A 20,856-nucleotide genomic window follows, 5' to 3' on the forward strand; every position below is an offset into this window, starting at 1 on the left:
TCAGTCTTTGACTTTATGCTTTCTCTGCCAATAGACTAAGTAAAGCATATTTCTTCTCAATATTACGTTGTGCTTGATCCGCTAAAACCATTGCTTTATCAGGATAGATTTTAAATAGCCGATTAAAACGTTGCTCTTTATTTAACACCACAGAAGCGACTTGGTTAGTGACTCTGGAATCTAACATTAGCGAATTTTTACCCTCTTGTTCACGGCGAGGATCAAATCGATAGAGAGGCCAGAAACCTGATGCAGTCAGTTGCTTCATTTGTTCATAGCTAAAGGCCAAGTCATAACCATGCTCTTCACAAGGGCTATAAGCAATAATCAGTGAAGGTCCTTGATAGGCTTCCGCTTCTTGAATGGCTTTAATAGTTTGGTTCATTTGAGCGCCAATAGCGATTTGAGCAACATAAATGTTGCCATACATCATCATGGTGATACCCAAATCTTTGCGAGCTTTGTTTTTTCCATTCTCACCAAATTTAGTAATAGCCCCCATTGGGGTTGCTTTAGATTGTTGCCCACCCGTATTGGAATAACATTGTGTATCTAACACCAGTACATTAACGTTTTCACCGCTACTCAATACATGATCAAGCCCGCCAAAACCAATATCATAAGCCCAACCGTCACCGCCAACCATCCATACAGACTTTTGCATTAAATAGTGCGCATCATGGAGTAACTCTTTGGCTAGTGGATCACTACTGTGACCTAATAAGGTGGATAGCTCATTAATTCCATTGCGTTTATCCTGATTAGAATTGTTCGTATCAGTCAACGTTTGATAAAGCGAAGCGGGTATTTCTGTTGCAAATCGATTTAATAAGCGCTCAACACGTTTTTTATGTTGATCTAAAGTGAGACGAAAACCTAAACCAAATTCGGCATTGTCTTCAAACAAGGCGTTAGCCCAAGCGGGACCTCTACCTTCTCTATTTGTGGTATAGGGTGTAGTTGGGAGATTACCGCCGTAAATAGATGAACACCCTGTGGCATTTGCAATTAATAATTCATCGCCATAAAGCTGAGTTAACAATTTAATATAGGCGGTTTCACCACAGCCAGAACATGCACCTGAATATTCAAATAGTGGCGTAATTAATTGTGATGTTCTGATATCTATTTTTTCTAATTCAGAAGGATGTAAATCAGGTAATTGATTGAAGAAATTGAAGTTTTGTTTTTCCTGTTCTAATACACCAAGCTTTTCAATCATATTGATCGCCCTGATGTTTGGATCTTGTCTGTCTTTGGCTGGGCAAACTTCATAGCATAAGTTACAGCCAGTACAATCTTCAGGTGCAACTTGTAGAATATAGTCTAACCCTTTCATTTCACGAGATTTTACAGGCAGTTTTTCAAGGGTCGTTGGCGCATTTTCTAACAGGCTAGGCTTGGTCACTTTTGCGCGAATGGCAGCATGAGGACAAGCGGCAACGCAATAATTGCACTGTGTACATAATGACGGTTTCCAGACAGGAATAAATTCAGCAATATTACGTTTTTCCCATTGTGTTGTGCCAGTTGGCCATGTGCCATCAGGTGGAAATGCCGAAACAGGTAAACTATCACCAAGCCCTGCTATCATCATGGCTGTGACTGTTTTGACAAAATCAGGTGCATTATCAGCAACAATCGGGGATTTATAAGGGCTTTCGGTTAATACAGCTCCCACAGGAATGCGCTCTAATGCAGACAATGTTTGTGAAATCGCCATTAAGTTCGCATTAACCAATGCTTCGCCTTTATTTTGATAACTTTTAATAATTGTCTGATGCAGATAATCATTTATTTTTTCGGCAGGGAAAAGAGATGTTAAGTGGAAAAATGCTGTTTGCATTATGGTATTAATTCGTGCGCCTAATTGGCATTCACGCGCAATCTTATAAGCATTAATAACATAGATGCGCGCTTCTTTTTCAATAAGTAACGCTTGAACTTCTTGCGGTAATTTAGCCCAAACGGTTGTCGCTGCATAAGGGGTATTTAATAGAAGTGTGCCCCCTACTTTTAATTTCTCAACAATTTGGTATTTATCAATAAACTGCCATTGGTGACAACCAATAAAATCAGCCTGTTTAATGAGGTAAGTTGAGTTAATCGGCGTTTGACTGATCCTTAAATGAGAAACAGTTAATCCACCTGCTTTTTTTGAGTCATAAACAAAATAGCCTTGGGCATATAACGGTGTGTTGTTACCAATAATATTAATATTATTCTTAGTCGCAGAAACAGAACCATCACTACCTAATCCATAAAAGAGTGCGCTAAGTTTATGATGTTCAGGTAATTTGGCATCTATAGGCATAATTGATAAATGTGTTACATCATCATAGATACCAACAGTGAACCGACGTTTAGGTTTAGATTGCTGTAATTCTTTAAACACAGCCATAACACAATCTGGATCGAATTCTTTTGAAGATAACCCATAACGACCAGAAATAGTCAGAGGCAATATTTCACGTTCACCTTGATGATAGGCTTCGGCAAATGCCGTAATAACATCAAGATAGAGAGGTTCAGCCTGTGCGCCAGGCTCTTTAGTTCTATCAAGAACAGCAATAGACTCAACTGAATTTGGAATAGCATCAAGAAAATGGCGCGCCGAAAATGGGCGATAAAGATGTACGCAAAGTAAGCCGAGTTTCTCGCCTCGCGCATTGAGCATATCAATAACTTCTTTACAAGGACCCGCGGCTGAACCCATTAGAACAATAATTCGTGTTGCTTGAGGATGTCCATAGTATTCAAATGGCTGATAAGTACGCCCAGTCACTTTGGCAAACAAATTCATTGCCTCTTCAACATGTTGATAACCACTGTTATACCAAGGATTTGAGGCTTCTCTAGCTTGAAAATAAGTATCAGGATTAGCGGAAGTTCCTCTTATTACAGGCGATTCTGGCGATAATGCACGTTGGCGATGAGCTTCAATCGCAGAGTATGGAATAAGCTGTTTGAGTTCATCATCAGAAATGGACATTATTTTATTCATTTCATGTGATGTTCTAAATCCATCAAAAAAATGAACAAATGGAATACGGCTATTGAGTGTTGCTATCTGCGCAATCACCGCAAAGTCTTGCGCTTCTTGCACACTATTGGCACAAAGTAACGCACAGCCCGTTTGTCGTATTGCCATTACATCCGAATGATCACCAAAAATAGACAATGCATGTGTTGCGACAGTGCGTGCAGCGACATGTAATACAAAAGGCGTTAATTCCCCTGCTATTTTATAAAGTGATGGGATCATTAATAATAATCCCTGAGATGAGGTAAATGTGGTGGCTAACGCACCTGTTTGTAATGCACCATGAACTGTTGCTATCGCACCGCCTTCGGATTGCATTTCCATTAATCGAGGTATATCCCCCAAAGATTGGGCTGGTGAGCAACGGCCCAACGATCAGCATATTCCGCCATCGTAGAGCTAGGTGTTATGGGATAAATAGCAATAACTTCATTTAAGCGATAAGCGATAGAAGCAACAGCTTGGTTAGCATCTGTTGTGATATAAGGAGGCAGTTTATGGCTCACAATAATTACCTTTGTTGTTGATCTTTTTTCTTATGCTTTTGAAATTAGCAGAAATTAATTACAAGGAATTATCGTATTTGTGGCTCAAGAGTGATTTATTTGCCAATAAGATGATTTTAGTCAACATTGGCAAATAAATAAATTTGTTATTTAACAATGAATTAAATAATAGTTATATCTTTATAAGATTATTTCGATGTTTTTTTTAGTATGGTTTCAATGCTAATAGGGAAAAAATCGTTGACATCAACACCGACATTAATTGCATTTTTTCCTAAAACATCTAAACGTTTACGTTGAGCCGGATCTTTTTGTGAATTGTGTACATGACCATATAAATGAATTGAATCACGGAAAAAACCAGCCCATTCCAATATAGGATAATGAAACATCACAATTTTTCGTTTTTTATAATCCAATTCAAAGTAATCTTTTACCCATTCAAATGCAGATGCATCAAATTCCGGATCGTCTAGAAACTTGTCATGATTTCCACGGATAAGGTACTTTTTACCTTTTAATCGGCGCAAGATTTGATTGGCATCTCGCCCTGTTCCTCGATAAAGAAAATCACCTAAAATGTAGATTTCATCATTATCGGAGACGTAAGCGTTCCAATTATGAATTAAAGTATCATTCATATGGCTAACACTATTGAATGGACGACCACAAAGATTGAGGATATTTGAATGGCAAAAATGTGTATCAGAAGTAAAGTAAATCATAGTAATTTCTTAATAAGTAATAAAAATCTTAACCTAAAGAAAATATTTTCCCTCGGTCTGTATAGTGATATTTTTTCAACATAATTGCCTCCTTTAATTAAAAATAAAACAATAAATACCATATCATCAGTTTTATTGTCGTTGGTGTTGTTTACGGTAACCAGATAAAGAATTACCCGTTTCTCTTTTAAAGTATCGGCATAAATAAGAGGGATCTTCAAAATGGAGCTTCACTGATAATTCATTTACCGACAGCGAAGTGTGCATTAATAATGCCTTTATTTCAAGGATGACTTGACGGTTAATCAAAGTCTTAGGCGCATCATTAAAGAATTGCTTTGTTATTTGAGATAAATAGAACGATGTAATGTTAAGCTGATTTGCATAAAAAGCCACCTCTCTATGTGTTAAACAATGCTTGCCAATCAATTCCCAAAACTGCCAACAGAGCTTTTCTTTACGAGTAAATTCTTTTTTGGCGATAGAGAAATGAGCGGGTATTGATTCAGTAATAGCAAAAAAGAGATTTTGTAAGTGGTTTTTTAACATTAATTTTCTGTGTTCAGAATAACTGTTATCTATATGTGTTAGTTGTTGAATCCATCTATTTAAGGCTTCATATTGTTCTTTATGTGGGTGACAAATAGGATTGTCATGGAGAAAAGCAAATAAAGTATTAGAAAGAGAATAAGCAATTTCTGAAGCAAAAGATTTATCGAGAAAACAATAGAATAAGCGAAAATTCGCTGATTTTTGACTCAAAACGGCCATCATATCATCGCCTAAAATAAGAATATCATTCGCTTTGATCACCTGTTTTTGAAAACTAATATTGATTACCGCCCTCCCTTCTAAGCAAATCATGACGACGATATAGGATAATGGTAAGGGATAACCTATTTCATTCATCATATTACTTTCACCTATAATGGCATGTTGCGGTGAAGTATTAAGTTGTGACAATACTTGGTTCAGCATAAATCCATTACCTCTTTTTGCTCCTGACTTAACCAACTTTATGTTTTTATATTTGACGATATTGAACGTAATAACAAGTATTCCCTCTCATTCAGTTGTTAAAAGTACCGGTTTTACCTCTTTTATGACATTCGGTTTTTTAGTTGTTTTCTTTAGAATACACGCATCTTAAAGCCGTAAGATAATTTGCAGAACATTTAAAAATTAAGAGAAGTTATTGAAATGAAAACATTAAAAACAGAGAGACTTATACTACGCCCATGGAAACTTTCTGATGCATCAAGTTTGTATCAATATGCAAAAGATGAACGCATTGGTCCCATTGCAGGTTGGCCAGTACATAAAAACGTTGAAGAAAGTGCCGAAATTATTCGCATTATATTTATGCGTGATGAAGTTTATGCCGTTACGTTAATTGATGATGATTTTGCCATCGGCTTGGTTGGATTATCTTTCGCAAATGAGAGTAATTTCCCGATTGGGGATAATGATGCTGAAGTTTCTTATTGGATTGGTGTGCCATTTTGGGGGAACGGTTTAATACCAGAAGCCGTAAAAGAAATCAGTCGGCATAGCTTCGAAACACTGGAATTAGATAATTTATGGTGTGGCTATTTCGCTGATAATGAGAAGTCACAAAAGGCACAAGAAAAATGTGGATTTAAATTTCATCACGTTATTGAAGAACAATACGCAGAATTTTTAGATGAAGTGAAAGTTGAAAATATTTGTCGCTTAACTAAAGAGCAATGGGTTGAGATCCAAAAACAGATCTATTAAAACAAAACACCAGATTGTGAAATTCACATTATCTGGTGTTTTTAATATTAACAAGGCAATTTAATTAAGCACTTGCTAATGCTTGGGATAAATCAGCAATTAAATCTTGTGGATTTTCTATTCCAATAGATAAACGAATAGTTGTGTCTTGAATGCCAATGCTATGTCGTAATGTTATTGGTACACCCGAATGCGTTGTTGAACCAGGATGACAAGCTAGAGATTCCGTTCCACCCAGACTTACTGCAAGTTTAAAAATTTTCATTGCATTAAGAAAACGGAAAGCTTCACTTTCGCCACCCACAATATCAAATGAGAAAGTTGATCCTGCACCTGTACATTGTTTAGCAAAAACCTGAGCTTCAACAGAATTTTTATCGGCAAAAGGTAAATAATGAATTGCTTTTACTTTTTCGTGTTCACGCAGAAATTCTGCAACTAATAATGCATTCTGATTGGCTTTTTCCATTCTAATTTGTAACGTTTCTAAAGAACGACCTAGCATCCAGCAAGAATGAGGATCTAATTGTGTCCCTATTGCCCCTCTTAATAATCTGATTTGATTTATAAGTTCACGAGATCCCATTGCAGCACCGGCGACTAAATCTGAATGTCCACCAACATATTTAGTTAAAGAATAGACTGAGACATCAGCACCTTGTTCTATCGGATGCTGATATACAGGGCCAAGTAATGTGTTATCACAGACAATAATAGGACGATAGCCTTGCGCTTTTTCTAATTGGTCCGCAACGTTCTTTAATGCTCCAATATCAACTAATGAATTAGTCGGGTTTGCAGGAGTTTCTGCAAAAATAACGGATACGCGCCCTTTTTGACTGGCTTTATCTGCTTGTTCTTGAATAAGTGAAAGGTTTAGCCCATCAGTAAATGGTGTGGCTTGGATACCAAATTTAGCAAGTGTTTTGGCAATTAACGTCTCTGTTCCACCATAAAGCGGCTGTGAATGTAAAATAACATCACCGGGCTGTGTTAATGCCATTAATGTTGTGGTAATTGCGGACATTCCTGATGAAAATAATACACAAGATTGTGTATTTTCATAAACAGCCAGTCTATCTTCAACAATTTCACTATTAGGTTGATTAAAGCGAGAATAAACTAAACCTGCCTTTTCACCTTCTGGTAAAGGTTTTCGACCACTTACGGTATCAAAAAAAGCTTTACCCTCTTCTGCACTTTTAAAAATAAAGGTAGATGTTAAAAATACAGGTGGTTTAACGGAGCCTTCAGAGAGTAATGGATCATAGCCATAACTCATCATTAGTGTTTCTGGTGATAGTTTATGCTCGCCGATATATTGTTTTTTCAATTGAGTGTCAGTCATTTTTTTATTTCTTATGTTTAATGAAGGATCTTTATCATACTGAAAAAAATTCATGTTGTTAGAATGTTTTATATAGAATAAAAACCAGCAGTTATATAAACATATCGAGTTTAAGCATAAATATAACGCTAAATAAAAGGTTCTATTCGTTGAGTGGTATTTAATCAAGGTTATTTGACTAAATAAAAGTTGATTATTCTAGTTAAAAAGAAGGAAAAAACAGTAGGATAAACTTAAAGATAAAAAGAATGCGTGTTTCTTTTTACCTTTAAGTTAAGGGACGTTACCAAGCTCTTACCGCATCACCTTTATACATTTCCTTGAATTTTAACTCGATTTGCCTTGAATGCAGAACTGAGACTAATTTTTTTATATTCTCATCATTTTTGTTATCTTCACGCGTTACAATAACATTAGCATAAGGTGAATTCTTATTTTCTAAGATTAATCCATCACGAGTTGCAATAAGCCCTACTTGAGAGGAAAAATTATTGTTGATTATAACCATTGTGATATTGGGATCATTTAATGCTTCAGTAAGCTTAGGTGAGTCTACTTCAACAAAAGTGATTTCTTTTGGGTTATAGATAATGTCATCTACTGTTGGCGTGAAACCAACATTATCATTAAGAGTAATGAGATTATTTTCTGCTAGTAATAAAAGTGCGCGCCCTTTCATGCTAACTTCATTTGAGATTGCAACGACATCACCAGGTTTTAATTCATTTATATCGCTAATTTTTTTAGAATACGCGGCTAAAGGAAAGATATATGTTTTGCTGGCAATATGAAATTGGTAGCCATGCTCTTTTATTTGAGCTTGAAGATAAGGAATTGATTGAAACGCATTCGCATCAACTTCTTTATCGCTCAATGCCTTATTAGGCTGAACATAATCATTGAAAGCAACAACCTCAACATCTAACCCTTCAGTTAATTTCGCTAAACGAATTACTTCATCCCAAATCACTTGATCAGGCCCTGTATTAATTGCCACTTTTACTTTATGTGTATCTTCTTGTGAACAAGATACAGTAAATAGTGATATTGAGGCTAGAAGTAAACCTGTAATAATTTCCTTCATATCTCCCTCTTAAACAGACTTTGATAAAACAGCGCCATAAAAATCATTTTGATTAAGAAATATCCTAACAGTAGATTAATAACAAGGAACAAGAAATGATACAAGTACCTAATGCAGATAAAGAAAGGAATATTATTTATATTTCCACAATACATTGTTTTATAAAACAAAAAAAGGACACATCATAATATGATGTGTTTGTTATTTAATTGTAGATTTATTCATTAATGATTTTGTCTATACAATTATCAGAATACGCATCTTCTACACTAAGATAAAATGATTCAGTTACACAATAGCTATTAAATCGCCATTTAAACTGAATTTCATCATCTTTTTTATGCTCTAAAATAGAATAACTTGAAAAGCGGATTGGCGTAGTTTTTTGTAGGTTGTTTCCTACTTTTTCGGCGCTTAACAATACAACGTGGTTTTTTTTATCAATAAATTTGAAATCAGAGATAGTGATATCTGTACCTTTAATCTTATTGTTGAAAAGGCTCAACGCATTAGCATATATGGATGGAACAATATAAGCTTTTTGATCACTTCCTTTGATATAAACAGTTACCAGATCAACAAAGGTTGAATCATTTAATGCTCGTCTAGATTTAACGACGACATCAGGAACACCATCACCATTAAAATCGATAAGATTTACTCCATATTCGAGTTGAATATCAGTTGCTGTTGAAACAAATGGTAACGATAAAAAAAGTAATCCTAGCCCAAGTTTTAATATATTACCCATTTTATTCACTTCTTTGTTGCTTATTACTTGCGCATCAGACTACTTTGTAACAGTAATTAGTCAAGGGGTTTTATGTTTCAAAACAATACAAAATTTACATTTATATCATATATAAATTATTTTCATGGCAACCACTATACTTATTTGACTATTATAAAAAGAATGTATTTTTAGTGATTATATTTTTTAGATTTAAAATTTATCTTTAATATAGAGCAATATAATTTTTAAGGTCGCTAATTCTTTCTTTCGTTTTATCTTTTAAGCAACTGCTATATACCATTGGTGCCAAACTTCCACCTTGATAATAGTCAGCTTCATATTGGCAAGAGAGGTCTCTAAAATTAATCCAAACCAATTGGGCTTGTTTAAGCTGAGCTTTTCGACCACCATCTAATTTGGTGTAATATTGTTGATAAATATGGTTAAGCTCTTCATCCTTTTGTTGAAAATCTTGATATGCACATTGATTAATTTCAGTCTGGGTTGCTGCATTTCGACAATCAAAATTATCTGCTTGTAAATGTATAGACCAAAATAGTATACCGCCAGATATTGCACCGAATAGGATAAGTTTTTTCATCACACAGTCCTTTTTTTGATTAAAAATATCGCTAAAGATATTTACTTTATTCCTTTACTACTTAATTTAAAGATAAAAACAAAGTAAGCTATTTATCATTTTAGCAAAATTTCCTAGATGACAATTACGTGAGGACAATACAAAAACACTCTATTTTAAACAATCCAATTTAGATGAAAATATTTAATTCTGAGCAATTATGCTAATATTTAGTTTAGAGAAAATATCTATTTAATACAAATTTAAAAAAGTGATAACTCAATATCTTTTTTCTTTAACAATAAATACCATTTGTAAAAAAATAAGTAAAATAGTAGTCATATTCTATTGTTTGTTTTTTTGTATTGAGTCACTTTTATTGAAATATCTAATCAATCTTACTTTAACAAGAAACTTGTTTTGTCAGCGCCTACTTAAGCAAGATTTAATAAAATCACTTTAATTAATTAGACTAACCTGTTTAATTTATAATACTCACAGGTCCATGTGCCCATGGTGGATTTTTCAAGATATGAAAAAATATTTCAAATCAATTTAGTTTTGTTTAGGGCTTGTCACTCTTATTTTTGTGATAATCATTCGTGGTGGTCAGTATTCTGATTTTGAATTGAATGAGCATGCATCTACGATAACACCGATTAGTTTTGCTTATAAAACAGACACTTTATCTGGAACATTAATTTCATCTAATTAGAGCAATACTGTAGATAACGCCTAAATGAGCGTTGCTCTTTAGACGTTAAAGTGTAAAAACATTATAAATCAATTTGATACTCAATAATTTCTCTGATTTTTATTAATGCATCACGCAATAAATTAATATCAATTGAAGCTAGTGCAATACGAATTGCATGAGGAATATTGGGCGTTGTGGCATAAGGTTCCGCGGTTGCAACAGATATTTGTAATTGATGTAATGAAGCAACAATTTTATCGGCTCTAACTTCTTCAGGTAAAGGTATCCATAAAAAATAAGAAGTTGGATGATGAATATAAGAAAGCCCTTCAAATATCTCACTCACTATTTTCTGTCGCTGCTGTGCATCTTTGCGTAATAAACGTTCTAATTTATCAACAACCCCGTCTTTCACCCATTGGCAGACAATGGAAGTCATTAGTGCCGGTGTATTCCATGTAGTTACTCTCATTGAACGCTCTAACGATGAAATAGAGTTTGTCGGAGCAACAATAAAACCCACTCTTAATCCAGAAGCGACATTTTTAGAAAATCCCGAAATATAAAATGTAATATCTGGCGCTAAGGTAACAATTGAAGGTGGTGCTTTGTTAACTAGAAAAGCATAAGTCGCGTCTTCAATGATCATAAAATGATATTGTCTTGCCAAAGTAATTAATTGTTGTCGCTGTTTTAATGTTAATACCCAGCCCATTGGATTATGAAGTGTGGGAATACAATACAGTGCGCGTATTGCCCTTTTTTTGCATAGCTCTTCCAGTTTATCTAAATCTGTTCCTGTAGGTGTTATGGGAATGGGTAATATTTCCAAATGATGAGCAAGTGCTGCCAATTTAAATCCGGGATAACTTAATGCATCTACCGCTACAACATCTCCCGGTTTTAAAGCGCTTAATAATGTAATCGCGATACCTTGTTGTGCGCCGTTAGTAATAATAATATTTTCAGGTTCAACGGTGATTTCTTTACTTTTAAGATATTGAGAAATCACGATTTTATCGTGTAGTTTGCCGCTATGTGGCTGATAGCGAAGTAATGATTCAATTTCGCCTGATGTCGATAATCTTTTTAGCTCGGTACGTAATAATTCAGCTTGAATAGGCAATGAGGGATAATTGAAATTAAGATCCAACATATCTGCTGCCGCAGGATTTTCTATTCCATGATTTGGCGGAAGTGATAATTCACGAACAAAAGTTCCTCTCCCTGTTTCACCAATGATTAAGCCCATACTTTCTAATTCAGCATAGACACGGCTTGCTGTTGCAAGAGACATTTTATGCTCTGCGGCTAAATGTCGATGTGTGGGTAAACGCGTACCGGGTAATAATTTACCTATACGTATTTCGCTCGCTAATTTATCAACTAAAGACTTATAACGGGGCTGAACCATAGACATTGTATCCATGACAATTATTTGATTGTCATAATTGTGTTCCATAAGATGGAATTCAGCAAGTTACATCGTAGATACAAGTTTTATATAAATAGATTTTTATATATCTGTTGCTATTGCGAAAATTGTAATTAATTGTTTTTTATTGAAATTTATCATAATAAAAATGGAAAATCGTATGCAACAAATGAAGCAAAAAGAGCGGAAAAATGGCTGGATAAATGGATTTATAGGTATGTTGATTTTTAGTGGATCTTTACCCGCAACAAAAGCGGCTGTATTAGGTTTTGATCCCTTATTTTTAACCGCGGCAAGAGCAACAATTGCAGGGCTATTATCTTTAGCAATGTTGCTGTTATATAAAGAAAAACTACCTACCTTTAAACAGTGGATTTCATTAACGGTTGTCTCATTAGGTGTTGTTGTCGGTTTTCCATTATTAACGGCGATTGCGCTACAAGAAATAACCTCAGCACACTCCCTTGTTTTTTTAGCTTTATTACCGTTATCTACGGCAATTTTTGCGGTAATACGGGGTGGCGAAAAGCCTCACCCTATTTTTTGGTTTTTCTCTATTATTGGTAGTTTATTGGTGATGGGCTATGCTATTTCTCAAGGCGGAGCATCATCGTTCAGCGCAGATTTATTAATGATAGCGTCAGTCATTGTTTGTGGTTTAGGTTATGCCGAAGGAGCGACTTTAACGAGAGCATTAGGCGGATGGCAGGTTATCTGCTGGGCATTGATTGTATCTTTACCTCCAATGCTAATTCTTAGCGTTATTCTTATGCCTGAAGATCTCGCTACAATTAGTATTTCGGCATGGGTAGGCTTAGGCTATGTCTCACTTTTTAGTATGTTGATTGGTTTTATATTTTGGTACAAAGGATTATCGCAAGGTGGGATCGCGGCAGTAGGACAACTTCAATTATTGCAACCATTCTTTGGGTTAGGCTTTGCTGCTGTATTGCTTCATGAATCTGTCAATTTATTGATGTTATTAGTCACCATTGGTGTTATTTTTTGTGTTGCTGGCTCCAGAAAATATGCTTAATTAAAAGCTTGCTTTTTAAAAACTATATTTTTAAAAACTATATTTTAAAAATTATCTTTTTAAAACTATAAAACACGCTAAATAGGGTTATTTAGCGTGTTTTGTTTCTTGAGAACCAAAAGTGAGTGCTTTGCGCCCTTCTTTAAACGTAATAACGTTAAAGCAAAATGATCAATGTGTGTGATTTTTATCAAGCTCTCACTTTTTATACATCAATTAAATTTCACACTTGGTTTTTAAAATAGCCGTTTTTCTATGATGATCTAGTGCTAACTCAATTAATTTAGTAATTAATGATTGATAGCCTAAACCTGCACTCTGCCATAATTTTGGATACATACTAATATTGGTAAAACCAGGTAGTGTATTTATTTCGTTAATCACAACACGATTATCTTGCGTTAAGAACACATCTACACGAGCCATACCTAAGCAATTAAGCACACGGTATGCTTTTAATGCAACTTGGCGAATATGCAAACTTGTATTTTCATCCATTACCGCTGGGACAATAACTTTAGCACCGTCTTCATCAATATATTTTGTGTTATAGGCATAGAAAGCATCGTTTAATACGATTTCACCACAAGGACTAACTTCAGGATCTTCATTACCTAAAACAGCACACTCTATTTCACGACCTACAATAGCACTTTCAACAATCACTTTAAGATCGTATTCAAAAGCCATTTCTAATGCTGCACTGAATTCTTCTTCATTATTAACTTTGCTAATTCCTACAGAAGAACCTAGGTTTGCTGGCTTTATAAATAAAGGAAGCCCTAATTGGCGAACCATTTCGTTGTAAGGAATGTCATTAATTTGATGCGCCATAATAGTAATAAATGGGGCAACCGCTAAACCTGCACCATCAAGTAGGCGTTTAGTAATATCTTTGTCCATGCAAGCTGCTGAACTCATGATATTTGGCCCTACATAAGGCATATCAATCATGTGTAATAAGCCTTGAAGTGTTCCATCTTCACCGTACGCACCATGGACAATTGGGAATACAACATCAATTTGAGGTAATGCCTGACCATCTTCAAGTGAAATAAATTGGTTTTTTACACTACCAGGAATAATAGCAACCGCTCTTAAAGGTTTGCTTAATGAAATAGTTTTAGGATTATCGCTATTTAGTAAGTAGTCAGTTTCTGAATATTCATGCCACTGACCTTGTTCATTAATACCGATTAAGCAAAGGTCGAATTTCGTTCGATCTAATTCATTAATAATATTTTTTGCTGACTGTAATGAAACTTGATGTTCTGTGGATTTACCACCAAAAATAATAGCGACTCTTAATTTACTCATTTTCTAACCTTTTATAGGACAGCTATAGCGAATAGGTAGCAATATATCATGATAAAAACCCCCAATGTAGGTAGATAGTTCTTATCTGCGAAAAATTACGATAAAATGATGAAATTCTATGATTTTGCGTGTTAAAACATCACTATTTTAAGTTATAGAGTTTCCATAACGATAACACACAAAATGACACCTTTTATCTCTTCTATAAGATTGTATGTAATAACGCTATCTTGATAGAATCACGCTACCGATTAACGTTTAAACTTAGAGAAGGAGGCTAATTATGTTTTTGTGTGATCTTATTGAATACTCACACTTCTTTGGTAATCGCCACAGCTCAGGCTTTCACAGTAATTTACTGCGTTAACCTGCCTGAGCGACGTTAACTATTACCTCTCCTCAGCTTACAGGGTTATCGCTTGATATTGCCCAAGGCGTTGTTACGCCTAAAAATGAGTAAGCTATGAGCACATTATTATCTACACAAAATCTGTCTTTCCATAATAATCACGGTTTATTATTAAACGATATTTCTTTAGCACTGATTAAAGGTGAGAAGATTGGTTTAATTGGTTATAACGGTTGTGGGAAAAGTACTTTATTAAAATTACTTTCACATCAATTATCACCAAGTTCGGGTGTTATTTCCGTCGCTAATCAAACGGTTATGGCATATATAGAACAACACTTACCCACTGATTTACAGTCAATGACTTTAATGGATGCTGTACTTCATAAATTACCTAAAGAATACAGATTATCTGAAGGCTGGCGAGCTGAGTTATTGCTAAGTGAAATGGGATTTAAACTTCACGAAAAAGATCTGCTTGTCTCGCAATTAAGTGGTGGTCAACACACTCGTTTATTATTAGCGAGAGCGTTAATTACGGAGCCTGATTTATTATTACTTGATGAACCAAGCAACCACCTCGATTTACCCACCATTTTATGGTTGGAAACATTTTTAAAACAGTGGCGTGGTAGCTTCATTCTGGTTTCACATGATAATACGTTATTAGACAACGTAACGAATTGTACATGGATTATTCGTGATAAATCGCTATCTATCTTTCGATTACCCTGCTCTCAAGCTCGAGTTGCACAAGAAGAGCAAGATATCAGTGCGCAACATCGCTATGATGCACAACAAAAAGAGATAGATAGAATAGCTCAAAGTGCGAAGCAACTCGCAATATGGGGGCACGTTTATGATAACGAGAGTTTATCTCGTAAAGCCAAACAGATGGAAAAACATATTGTTCGTTTAAAAGATGAGCAAACCGACGTGACATCTGGAAATCAGTGGGTATTGCAGTTTTCTGGTACGACATTACGTGCGGATAGGCTTTGCGAATTAAATCAACTTGCTGTTATTCCTGCTGAAAATACACCCGTTTTATATACTGTTGAAAATCAGCGTATAAAAAGTGGTGATCGAGTAGCAATAATTGGAGCTAATGGAACAGGTAAATCATCATTATTAAAGATGATTTGGTCACTGAGTTTAGTTGATATAAGTGAACAAAATGCAATAAAGCTGCATCCCCGCGTTGAATTGGGTTATTACGATCAAAAAATTGCTCAATTAGTTGATAATGATACCCTTTCTGATGCATTAAAACCTTTTGCACCATTAACGGATGAACAGAGAAAAATGGCACTTATTAATGCTGGCTTTGTTTATACGCGCCACGGGCAGAAAGTGAGTACATTAAGTGGTGGTGAACGCGCGCGTTTATTGTTTGTTGGTCTGAGTTTAGCAAACTACTCTTTATTAATGTTGGACGAGCCTACAAATCATATCGATATGGAAGGCAAAAAGGCATTAGCTGAACAAATTAACCAATTTCCTGGTGGTGTTTTATTAGTTAGCCATGATAGAGAATTAATTGAAAATAGTTGTAATCGTTTTTGGTATATTCATAATGGCATTTTAACGGAACATCATGATATTGAAGTGATTTATCAGCTTATCTCTGAAGAGGAAATGTCAGAAACTCCGCGAGTGGATAAACTCAATAATTTGCAGAATACCTCATCGGCTCCATTAGTTTCACATCACGATGATGATGAAAAACTCTTTAAGTTAATTGAGTTAGAAGAGAAATTAGAAGCTGATTTAGCACGTAAAACTAACCATCAAAAACCTGCTTTACAAGCGCAATGGAAGTTAGAGATTAACCAGCTAAAGCAAGCACTTAAATTGATATAAGATAGATAAGATTTTGTTTAAATTAAAAGGATCACAATGTGATCCTTTTTTATTTATTCTTATTTTAATAATTGATATTCAATAAGATATAAAGATTTCGTTGTCGGATAAATATCGTTGATAAGCGCTTTTAATACCGGAAGTGTCATACCTTCCTGTTGTGCGTGATATTCATTGATATCATCATAACGTAAAGGCGATACCGCGATGATTTTCAATTTTCCATAATGAGTACGATGTTCATTAGCAAATAATTCAACAATGCTTCCCGGTTTGTAATTACTTTCACTTTCATCTCGGATCGTAATCACTTTTTTTTCTTCAAGAATGGAAGGGATTAAACGCTCAAAAAAAGTAATTTCTGTTGGTATTGCTGACATAATATTGACTCATAAATTTATTGATAAATTGCTGATTATCTTATCATGCAACAACTACTTTTTATTCTTTTTTGCCCACAGCGGTATTATTTAAAGCTTCTCTCTGAAGCAACTTAGCTTTACGCTCAATCCCCCAACGATAACCGGATAATTCACCATTTTGTCGAATAACTCGATGGCATGGAATGGCAACTGCTAGCTTATTGGCGGCACAGGCATTTGCGACTGCGCGATATGCCTTAGGCGCTCCAATTTTGTCGGCAATTTCTTGGTAAGTCATCGTGCTACCAAAAGGAATATCTAATAATGCCTGCCAAACTTTTTGCTGAAACACAGTACCTTGGATATCAAGAGGTAAAGATAAGGGTTGTTTGGGTAATTCAATAAAACCGATGACTTGTGCAATGATTTGCTCAAATTCTTCATTGGCACCGATTAATTCGGCCAAAGGGAATTGTTTTTGCAAATCTTCTAATAACAGCTCTGCATCATCTCCTAACATAATGGCACAAATCCCCTTTTCACTTTGCGCCACAAGGATACTTCCCAAAGAGCACTGAGCGATAGCAAAAAAGATAGCAATATTCTTACCACCTGTACGCCAATTTGTTGGCGTCATTCCTAATATAGCAGTTGCATTTTCATAGAAACGGCTATTAGCATTGAAGCCTGATTGATAAATCGCATCTGTAATACTGCCATCTTGAGCTAATGCTTTTTTTATTAATTTTTGACGATAAGCATTGGCATAATCTTTTGGCGTGATCCCCATCGTTGATTTAAAGAGACGATGGAAATGATATGGGCTTGCCATAACATGCTCTGCAATACTGGCAAGAGATACGTCACCGTTATTTTTTTCAATAAAACGACAGGCTCGCTCAATAAGTTGATTATGTTTATTTTCCATTATGGTCGTCCTTTAAATACGGAATTATGGCTATTATTGGCAAACATAATAAATAAAGAACTCCGTTTATTGCTCAATCACTCTGGTTCTTTAGATAATGCCCATAGATACAGCGATGCCGTGGAACCATAGGGTGAATAACGTTTTCGGTAACGTTCGAAGCGTGCTTTATCTAGCGTTTTATGGCGATAAAGACGCATAATTCCGCGTTGAATAGCTAAGTCTCCCCAACTTAAAATATCTGGCCGATTAAGCGAAGAAATTAATAGCATTTCTGCAGTCCAAACCCCGATACCTTTTAGTTGAATTAACGTATCGATAACCTCTTTATCTGTCATCTCAGGAATTTTATTTAGATCTAATCTTTCTGAAATAACGGCATCAGCAATACCGATAATATAACTAGCTTTGCGCATAGTCATTCCACACTGTTGTATCTCTTGTTCTGATAATTTGGCGATATGTTCTGGTGTGTAAATACCGTCACATAAATTGAGTAATCGCTGGTTAACGGTTATGGCAGCAGAAACCGAAATTTGTTGTTCAATAATGTTTTTAACTAATGCTGTAAATAGATCCGGTGTTAAGGGGCGCTTAATTTCTCCTATTCTTTCAATGAGTTTAGCTAAGCGCTTATCGCGTTTTTTTAATGTATTTATCTCTGTTTCGCCATACTTAAAGTGCATAAGTTAACTTAATTTAAATAGAATATTTGTGTCAGTATAACGTGAAAATAAGTGTACTACGCACTCCATTTCTTGCTTTTTTGAGTTTTACACCGTCTATCATAGGCAAACAAAGATAATATTTAGCAGAAGTTATTCAATAAAAATATCATTACATTTGAAAACTATAATTTTATATTAAAAGTGATAAAAATATAAAATTTAAATTACCACCTATACTTTATTAGATTTTTTAAATTTTTACTTAGGTTAATTCTTGGTTATTCTGTAATTTCAGGATTTAATATGAAAAATTATACACTCAATTTACAAAACAAAGCTGATGCGCTGGCAATAATGAAGAAAGCCATAAGCTTTACTATTCCTGCCGCATTAAGAGTTGCTGCTAAATTAAATATCGCAGATTTATTAAAAGAAGGTTCTAAGAATATTAATGAACTGGCCGAAAAAACAAACTCAATACCTGTTGTTCTAAATAGAATATTAAGAATGTTAGCTTCTGAAGGCATATTCTCTGAATCAGAAGGATCTCGCTATTCTCTTGCTCCTGCTGGGTACTTTTTATTAAGTGATCATCAATATAGCTTGCGTGATGCCGTATTAATGTTAACAAATGAAACGTTATGGCGCCCAGTAGGTAATGTTGTTGAATCAGTTCAGGGTAACCCCGCTTTTGAAAACTTATATGGCATGTCTTTTTATCAATATTGGCAAGATAATGTAAGAGATGATCATGATTTTCAAGCAGGTATGAACTCGCTTTCAAAAATAGAAAATTATTTTATAATTAAGCATTATAAATTCCCAGATAATAAAATAGTGACAGATATTGCTGGAGGATTAGGTGGATTATTATTAGAAGTCTTAAAAGAAAATCCTACTTTAAAAGGACAGTTGTTTGATCACCAGCATGTATTAGAAAGAACGAAGCTAGTTGAATTAGGTGATGATAGTCGTTGGAAATTAATTCCTGGTGATTTATTTGAAGATTATCCAGAATCAGATATTTATCTAATTAAATATATAATTCATAATTGGAATAATGACAGCGTTATAAAAATTTTTAAAAATTTACGTAAAGTAATGAAGGAAGATTCAAAAGTACTTATTATTGAACCTATTATTTTTAAAAAGAATATACCTGATGTCGCTAAATGTATGGATTTGATTTGTATGAGTGCATTTCATGAATCGGGTGAACGTACTGAAGAAGAGTTCATTGAATTATTAGATAAAGCAGATTTAAAAATCAATAAATTTATTAAAACAGAGACATATAATTCAATATTAGAAGTAGTTATTAAATAATAAAATTTTTCTCTAATAAATTATTGAGATCAAAAAAAGGTCACTTTACAGTGACCTTTTTAACTAAAAGTATATTTTTATGCGGTTAACGCTAGTTTGGCACCAAAAAGTAAGAACACTGCGCCAATACAACTATTTGATAATGAAGCTAACCGTTTGTTATGTTTTACTTTATTAGTAATAGCAACACCGCCAAATATAAGAACTGATAAATAAAGCATACTGCATGTTTCTAAAATCGCACCTAATACAAAGAATGGGACACCTGCACTTTCATACTTAGGATCGATAAACTGAATAAAGAAAGAAACATAGAAAATGATCATTTTAGGGTTAAGCATACTTAAAAATAACGCCTTAACATAAAGACCATCTTTTGCTTTTACTACGACTTCAGACACTTGTTCTGGCGTCTCTTTTTTCTTTTGGAACGTTGCATATAACGTTTTTAACCCTAAATAGGTTAAGTAAAGTGCACCCGCGTATTTAATGACAATAAAGAAGACGGGTGAAGTCTTGACTAATGAAGCAACCCCCAAAAATGCCAAAAAGATTAATAATGCATCACCCGTGAAAACACCAAGAGCGGCTTTATACCCCCCTTTTACGCCATGCTTCGCACTGGAAGTAAGGACGAAAATCGAGTTTGGACCTGGTACTAAAGTAATAAAAATAACGCCTAAAAGGTATGTCCAAATATTTGAAATACCGATACTTTCTAACATACGACGCCTTTTTTAAAAAAATAACATGCTGAATATGTGAGCTATCATATCCACAATAATTTTTTTGTAAAACAATAATCTTTATAATAGATAAAGATAAGTTAATTACTCTGCTTTTGAATGTGAAAAGCAGTTTGTAAGCCTTTTTTTGTTATCAATTTTAGATTTAAAAACCAGTTTGAATTCTAGTTATAGTATGATGCTGAAATTAAAATTTATACAGATTTAGCATCTAATTAAAGTCATTTAGTTGGAGTTATAAACTACATTGTAGTTTAAATTTAGATGTAATATCCTATTGTTTGTTTTGTGTTATGGTTCATTATTCTTTTTGTGATCTTGAGCGATATTTTATTTTTAACATTAAAATATT

At 34.5% G+C, this 20,856-nt stretch carries 16 protein-coding genes and 1 pseudogene; 4 read left to right on the forward strand and 13 right to left on the reverse strand.

Annotated elements, in window-relative coordinates:
- Positions 1 to 13: 13 nt before the first annotated feature.
- The 3 genes and pseudogenes from nifJ to BTA34_RS07640 form a co-directional block, all read right to left on the reverse strand.
- Positions 14 to 3,525: pseudogene (gene nifJ / locus BTA34_RS07630) on the reverse strand (pyruvate:ferredoxin (flavodoxin) oxidoreductase).
- Between the two features lie 212 nt (positions 3,526 to 3,737).
- Entirely contained in the window at positions 3,738 to 4,274 is a 537-nt protein-coding gene (locus BTA34_RS07635) for a metallophosphoesterase (protein WP_151435134.1), read from the reverse strand.
- A gap of 132 nt (positions 4,275 to 4,406) precedes the next feature.
- Positions 4,407 to 5,252, reverse strand: a complete 846-nt coding sequence (locus BTA34_RS07640; RefSeq protein WP_151435135.1) for a helix-turn-helix domain-containing protein — start codon at positions 5,250 to 5,252, stop codon at positions 4,407 to 4,409.
- Positions 5,253 to 5,474: 222 nt separating this feature from the next.
- On the opposite strand from BTA34_RS07640, the gene BTA34_RS07645 reads away from it, so the two are divergent.
- On the forward strand, positions 5,475 to 6,032 hold the full coding sequence (locus BTA34_RS07645; protein WP_151435136.1) for a GNAT family N-acetyltransferase: 558 nt from the start codon (positions 5,475 to 5,477) through the stop codon (positions 6,030 to 6,032).
- A 64-nt stretch (positions 6,033 to 6,096) separates the two neighbouring features.
- Here BTA34_RS07645 and BTA34_RS07650 read toward each other — a convergent pair whose 3' ends face one another.
- The 5 genes from BTA34_RS07650 to BTA34_RS07670 form a co-directional block, all read right to left on the reverse strand.
- Entirely contained in the window at positions 6,097 to 7,380 is a 1,284-nt protein-coding gene (locus tag BTA34_RS07650; RefSeq protein ID WP_151435137.1) for a cystathionine gamma-synthase family protein, read from the reverse strand.
- A 283-nt stretch (positions 7,381 to 7,663) separates the two neighbouring features.
- A complete protein-coding gene (locus tag BTA34_RS07655) occupies positions 7,664 to 8,464 on the reverse strand; it encodes a MetQ/NlpA family lipoprotein (protein ID WP_151435138.1) in 801 nt (266 codons plus the stop codon).
- 217 nt (positions 8,465 to 8,681) lie between these two features.
- Entirely contained in the window at positions 8,682 to 9,215 is a 534-nt protein-coding gene (locus BTA34_RS07660) for a carbapenem self-resistance protein CarG family protein (RefSeq protein ID WP_151435139.1), read from the reverse strand.
- A gap of 205 nt (positions 9,216 to 9,420) precedes the next feature.
- Positions 9,421 to 9,798: a lysozyme inhibitor LprI family protein gene (locus BTA34_RS07665; protein WP_151435140.1), complete on the reverse strand. Its 378-nt coding sequence runs from the start codon at positions 9,796 to 9,798 to the stop codon at positions 9,421 to 9,423.
- Positions 9,799 to 10,553: 755 nt separating this feature from the next.
- Positions 10,554 to 11,888: a PLP-dependent aminotransferase family protein gene (locus tag BTA34_RS07670; protein ID WP_151435141.1), complete on the reverse strand. Its 1,335-nt coding sequence runs from the start codon at positions 11,886 to 11,888 to the stop codon at positions 10,554 to 10,556.
- 181 nt (positions 11,889 to 12,069) lie between these two features.
- On the opposite strand from BTA34_RS07670, the gene BTA34_RS07675 reads away from it, so the two are divergent.
- Positions 12,070 to 12,945 (forward strand): DMT family transporter, encoded by an 876-nt coding sequence (locus tag BTA34_RS07675; RefSeq protein WP_265576300.1) that lies wholly within the window; start codon positions 12,070 to 12,072, stop codon positions 12,943 to 12,945.
- Positions 12,946 to 13,161: 216 nt separating this feature from the next.
- Here the strand turns inward: BTA34_RS07675 and ddlA are convergent, their stop codons facing one another.
- Positions 13,162 to 14,262: a D-alanine--D-alanine ligase gene (gene ddlA / locus BTA34_RS07680; protein ID WP_151435143.1), complete on the reverse strand. Its 1,101-nt coding sequence runs from the start codon at positions 14,260 to 14,262 to the stop codon at positions 13,162 to 13,164.
- A 463-nt stretch (positions 14,263 to 14,725) separates the two neighbouring features.
- Between ddlA and BTA34_RS07685 the strand changes: the two genes are divergently transcribed.
- Positions 14,726 to 16,474, forward strand: a complete 1,749-nt coding sequence (locus tag BTA34_RS07685) for an ABC-F family ATP-binding cassette domain-containing protein (RefSeq protein ID WP_151435144.1) — start codon at positions 14,726 to 14,728, stop codon at positions 16,472 to 16,474.
- Between the two features lie 59 nt (positions 16,475 to 16,533).
- Here BTA34_RS07685 and yqfB read toward each other — a convergent pair whose 3' ends face one another.
- From yqfB to BTA34_RS07700, 3 genes are all read right to left on the reverse strand, one after another.
- Positions 16,534 to 16,854, reverse strand: a complete 321-nt coding sequence (gene yqfB, locus BTA34_RS07690; RefSeq protein WP_151435145.1) for a N(4)-acetylcytidine aminohydrolase — start codon at positions 16,852 to 16,854, stop codon at positions 16,534 to 16,536.
- Positions 16,855 to 16,915: 61 nt separating this feature from the next.
- Positions 16,916 to 17,764, reverse strand: a complete 849-nt coding sequence (gene ada / locus BTA34_RS07695; RefSeq protein ID WP_151435146.1) for a bifunctional DNA-binding transcriptional regulator/O6-methylguanine-DNA methyltransferase Ada — start codon at positions 17,762 to 17,764, stop codon at positions 16,916 to 16,918.
- A gap of 77 nt (positions 17,765 to 17,841) precedes the next feature.
- Positions 17,842 to 18,450, reverse strand: a complete 609-nt coding sequence (locus BTA34_RS07700; protein WP_151435147.1) for a DNA-3-methyladenine glycosylase family protein — start codon at positions 18,448 to 18,450, stop codon at positions 17,842 to 17,844.
- Between the two features lie 285 nt (positions 18,451 to 18,735).
- Here BTA34_RS07700 and BTA34_RS07705 point away from each other — a divergent pair, with 285 nt between their 5' ends.
- A complete protein-coding gene (locus tag BTA34_RS07705; protein WP_265576301.1) occupies positions 18,736 to 19,758 on the forward strand; it encodes a methyltransferase in 1,023 nt (340 codons plus the stop codon).
- Between the two features lie 77 nt (positions 19,759 to 19,835).
- Here BTA34_RS07705 and leuE read toward each other — a convergent pair whose 3' ends face one another.
- Entirely contained in the window at positions 19,836 to 20,483 is a 648-nt protein-coding gene (gene leuE / locus BTA34_RS07710) for a leucine efflux protein LeuE (protein ID WP_151435148.1), read from the reverse strand.
- Positions 20,484 to 20,856 lie beyond the last annotated feature (373 nt).

This window comes from Proteus sp. CD3, from assembly GCF_008808075.1.
Classification (GTDB): Bacteria; Pseudomonadota; Gammaproteobacteria; order Enterobacterales; family Enterobacteriaceae; genus Proteus; species Proteus appendicitidis.

Excerpts from the sequence above, each read along its gene's own strand:
- BTA34_RS07635 (WP_151435134.1), bottom strand. The coding sequence starts at position 4,274 with ATGATTTACTTTACTTCTGATACACATTTTTGCCATTCAAATATCCTC.
- BTA34_RS07640 (WP_151435135.1), bottom strand. The coding sequence starts at position 5,252 with ATGCTGAACCAAGTATTGTCACAACTTAATACTTCACCGCAACATGCC.
- BTA34_RS07645 (WP_151435136.1), top strand. The coding sequence starts at position 5,475 with ATGAAAACATTAAAAACAGAGAGACTTATACTACGCCCATGGAAACTT.
- BTA34_RS07650 (WP_151435137.1), bottom strand. The coding sequence starts at position 7,380 with ATGACTGACACTCAATTGAAAAAACAATATATCGGCGAGCATAAACTA.
- BTA34_RS07655 (WP_151435138.1), bottom strand. The coding sequence starts at position 8,464 with ATGAAGGAAATTATTACAGGTTTACTTCTAGCCTCAATATCACTATTT.
- BTA34_RS07660 (WP_151435139.1), bottom strand. The coding sequence starts at position 9,215 with ATGGGTAATATATTAAAACTTGGGCTAGGATTACTTTTTTTATCGTTA.
- BTA34_RS07665 (WP_151435140.1), bottom strand. The coding sequence starts at position 9,798 with ATGAAAAAACTTATCCTATTCGGTGCAATATCTGGCGGTATACTATTT.
- BTA34_RS07670 (WP_151435141.1), bottom strand. The coding sequence starts at position 11,888 with ATGGTTCAGCCCCGTTATAAGTCTTTAGTTGATAAATTAGCGAGCGAA.
- BTA34_RS07675 (WP_265576300.1), top strand. The coding sequence starts at position 12,070 with ATGCAACAAATGAAGCAAAAAGAGCGGAAAAATGGCTGGATAAATGGA.
- ddlA (WP_151435143.1), bottom strand. The coding sequence starts at position 14,262 with ATGAGTAAATTAAGAGTCGCTATTATTTTTGGTGGTAAATCCACAGAA.
- BTA34_RS07685 (WP_151435144.1), top strand. The coding sequence starts at position 14,726 with ATGAGCACATTATTATCTACACAAAATCTGTCTTTCCATAATAATCAC.
- yqfB (WP_151435145.1), bottom strand. The coding sequence starts at position 16,854 with ATGTCAGCAATACCAACAGAAATTACTTTTTTTGAGCGTTTAATCCCT.
- ada (WP_151435146.1), bottom strand. The coding sequence starts at position 17,764 with ATGGAAAATAAACATAATCAACTTATTGAGCGAGCCTGTCGTTTTATT.
- BTA34_RS07700 (WP_151435147.1), bottom strand. The coding sequence starts at position 18,450 with ATGCACTTTAAGTATGGCGAAACAGAGATAAATACATTAAAAAAACGC.
- BTA34_RS07705 (WP_265576301.1), top strand. The coding sequence starts at position 18,736 with ATGAAAAATTATACACTCAATTTACAAAACAAAGCTGATGCGCTGGCA.
- leuE (WP_151435148.1), bottom strand. The coding sequence starts at position 20,483 with ATGTTAGAAAGTATCGGTATTTCAAATATTTGGACATACCTTTTAGGC.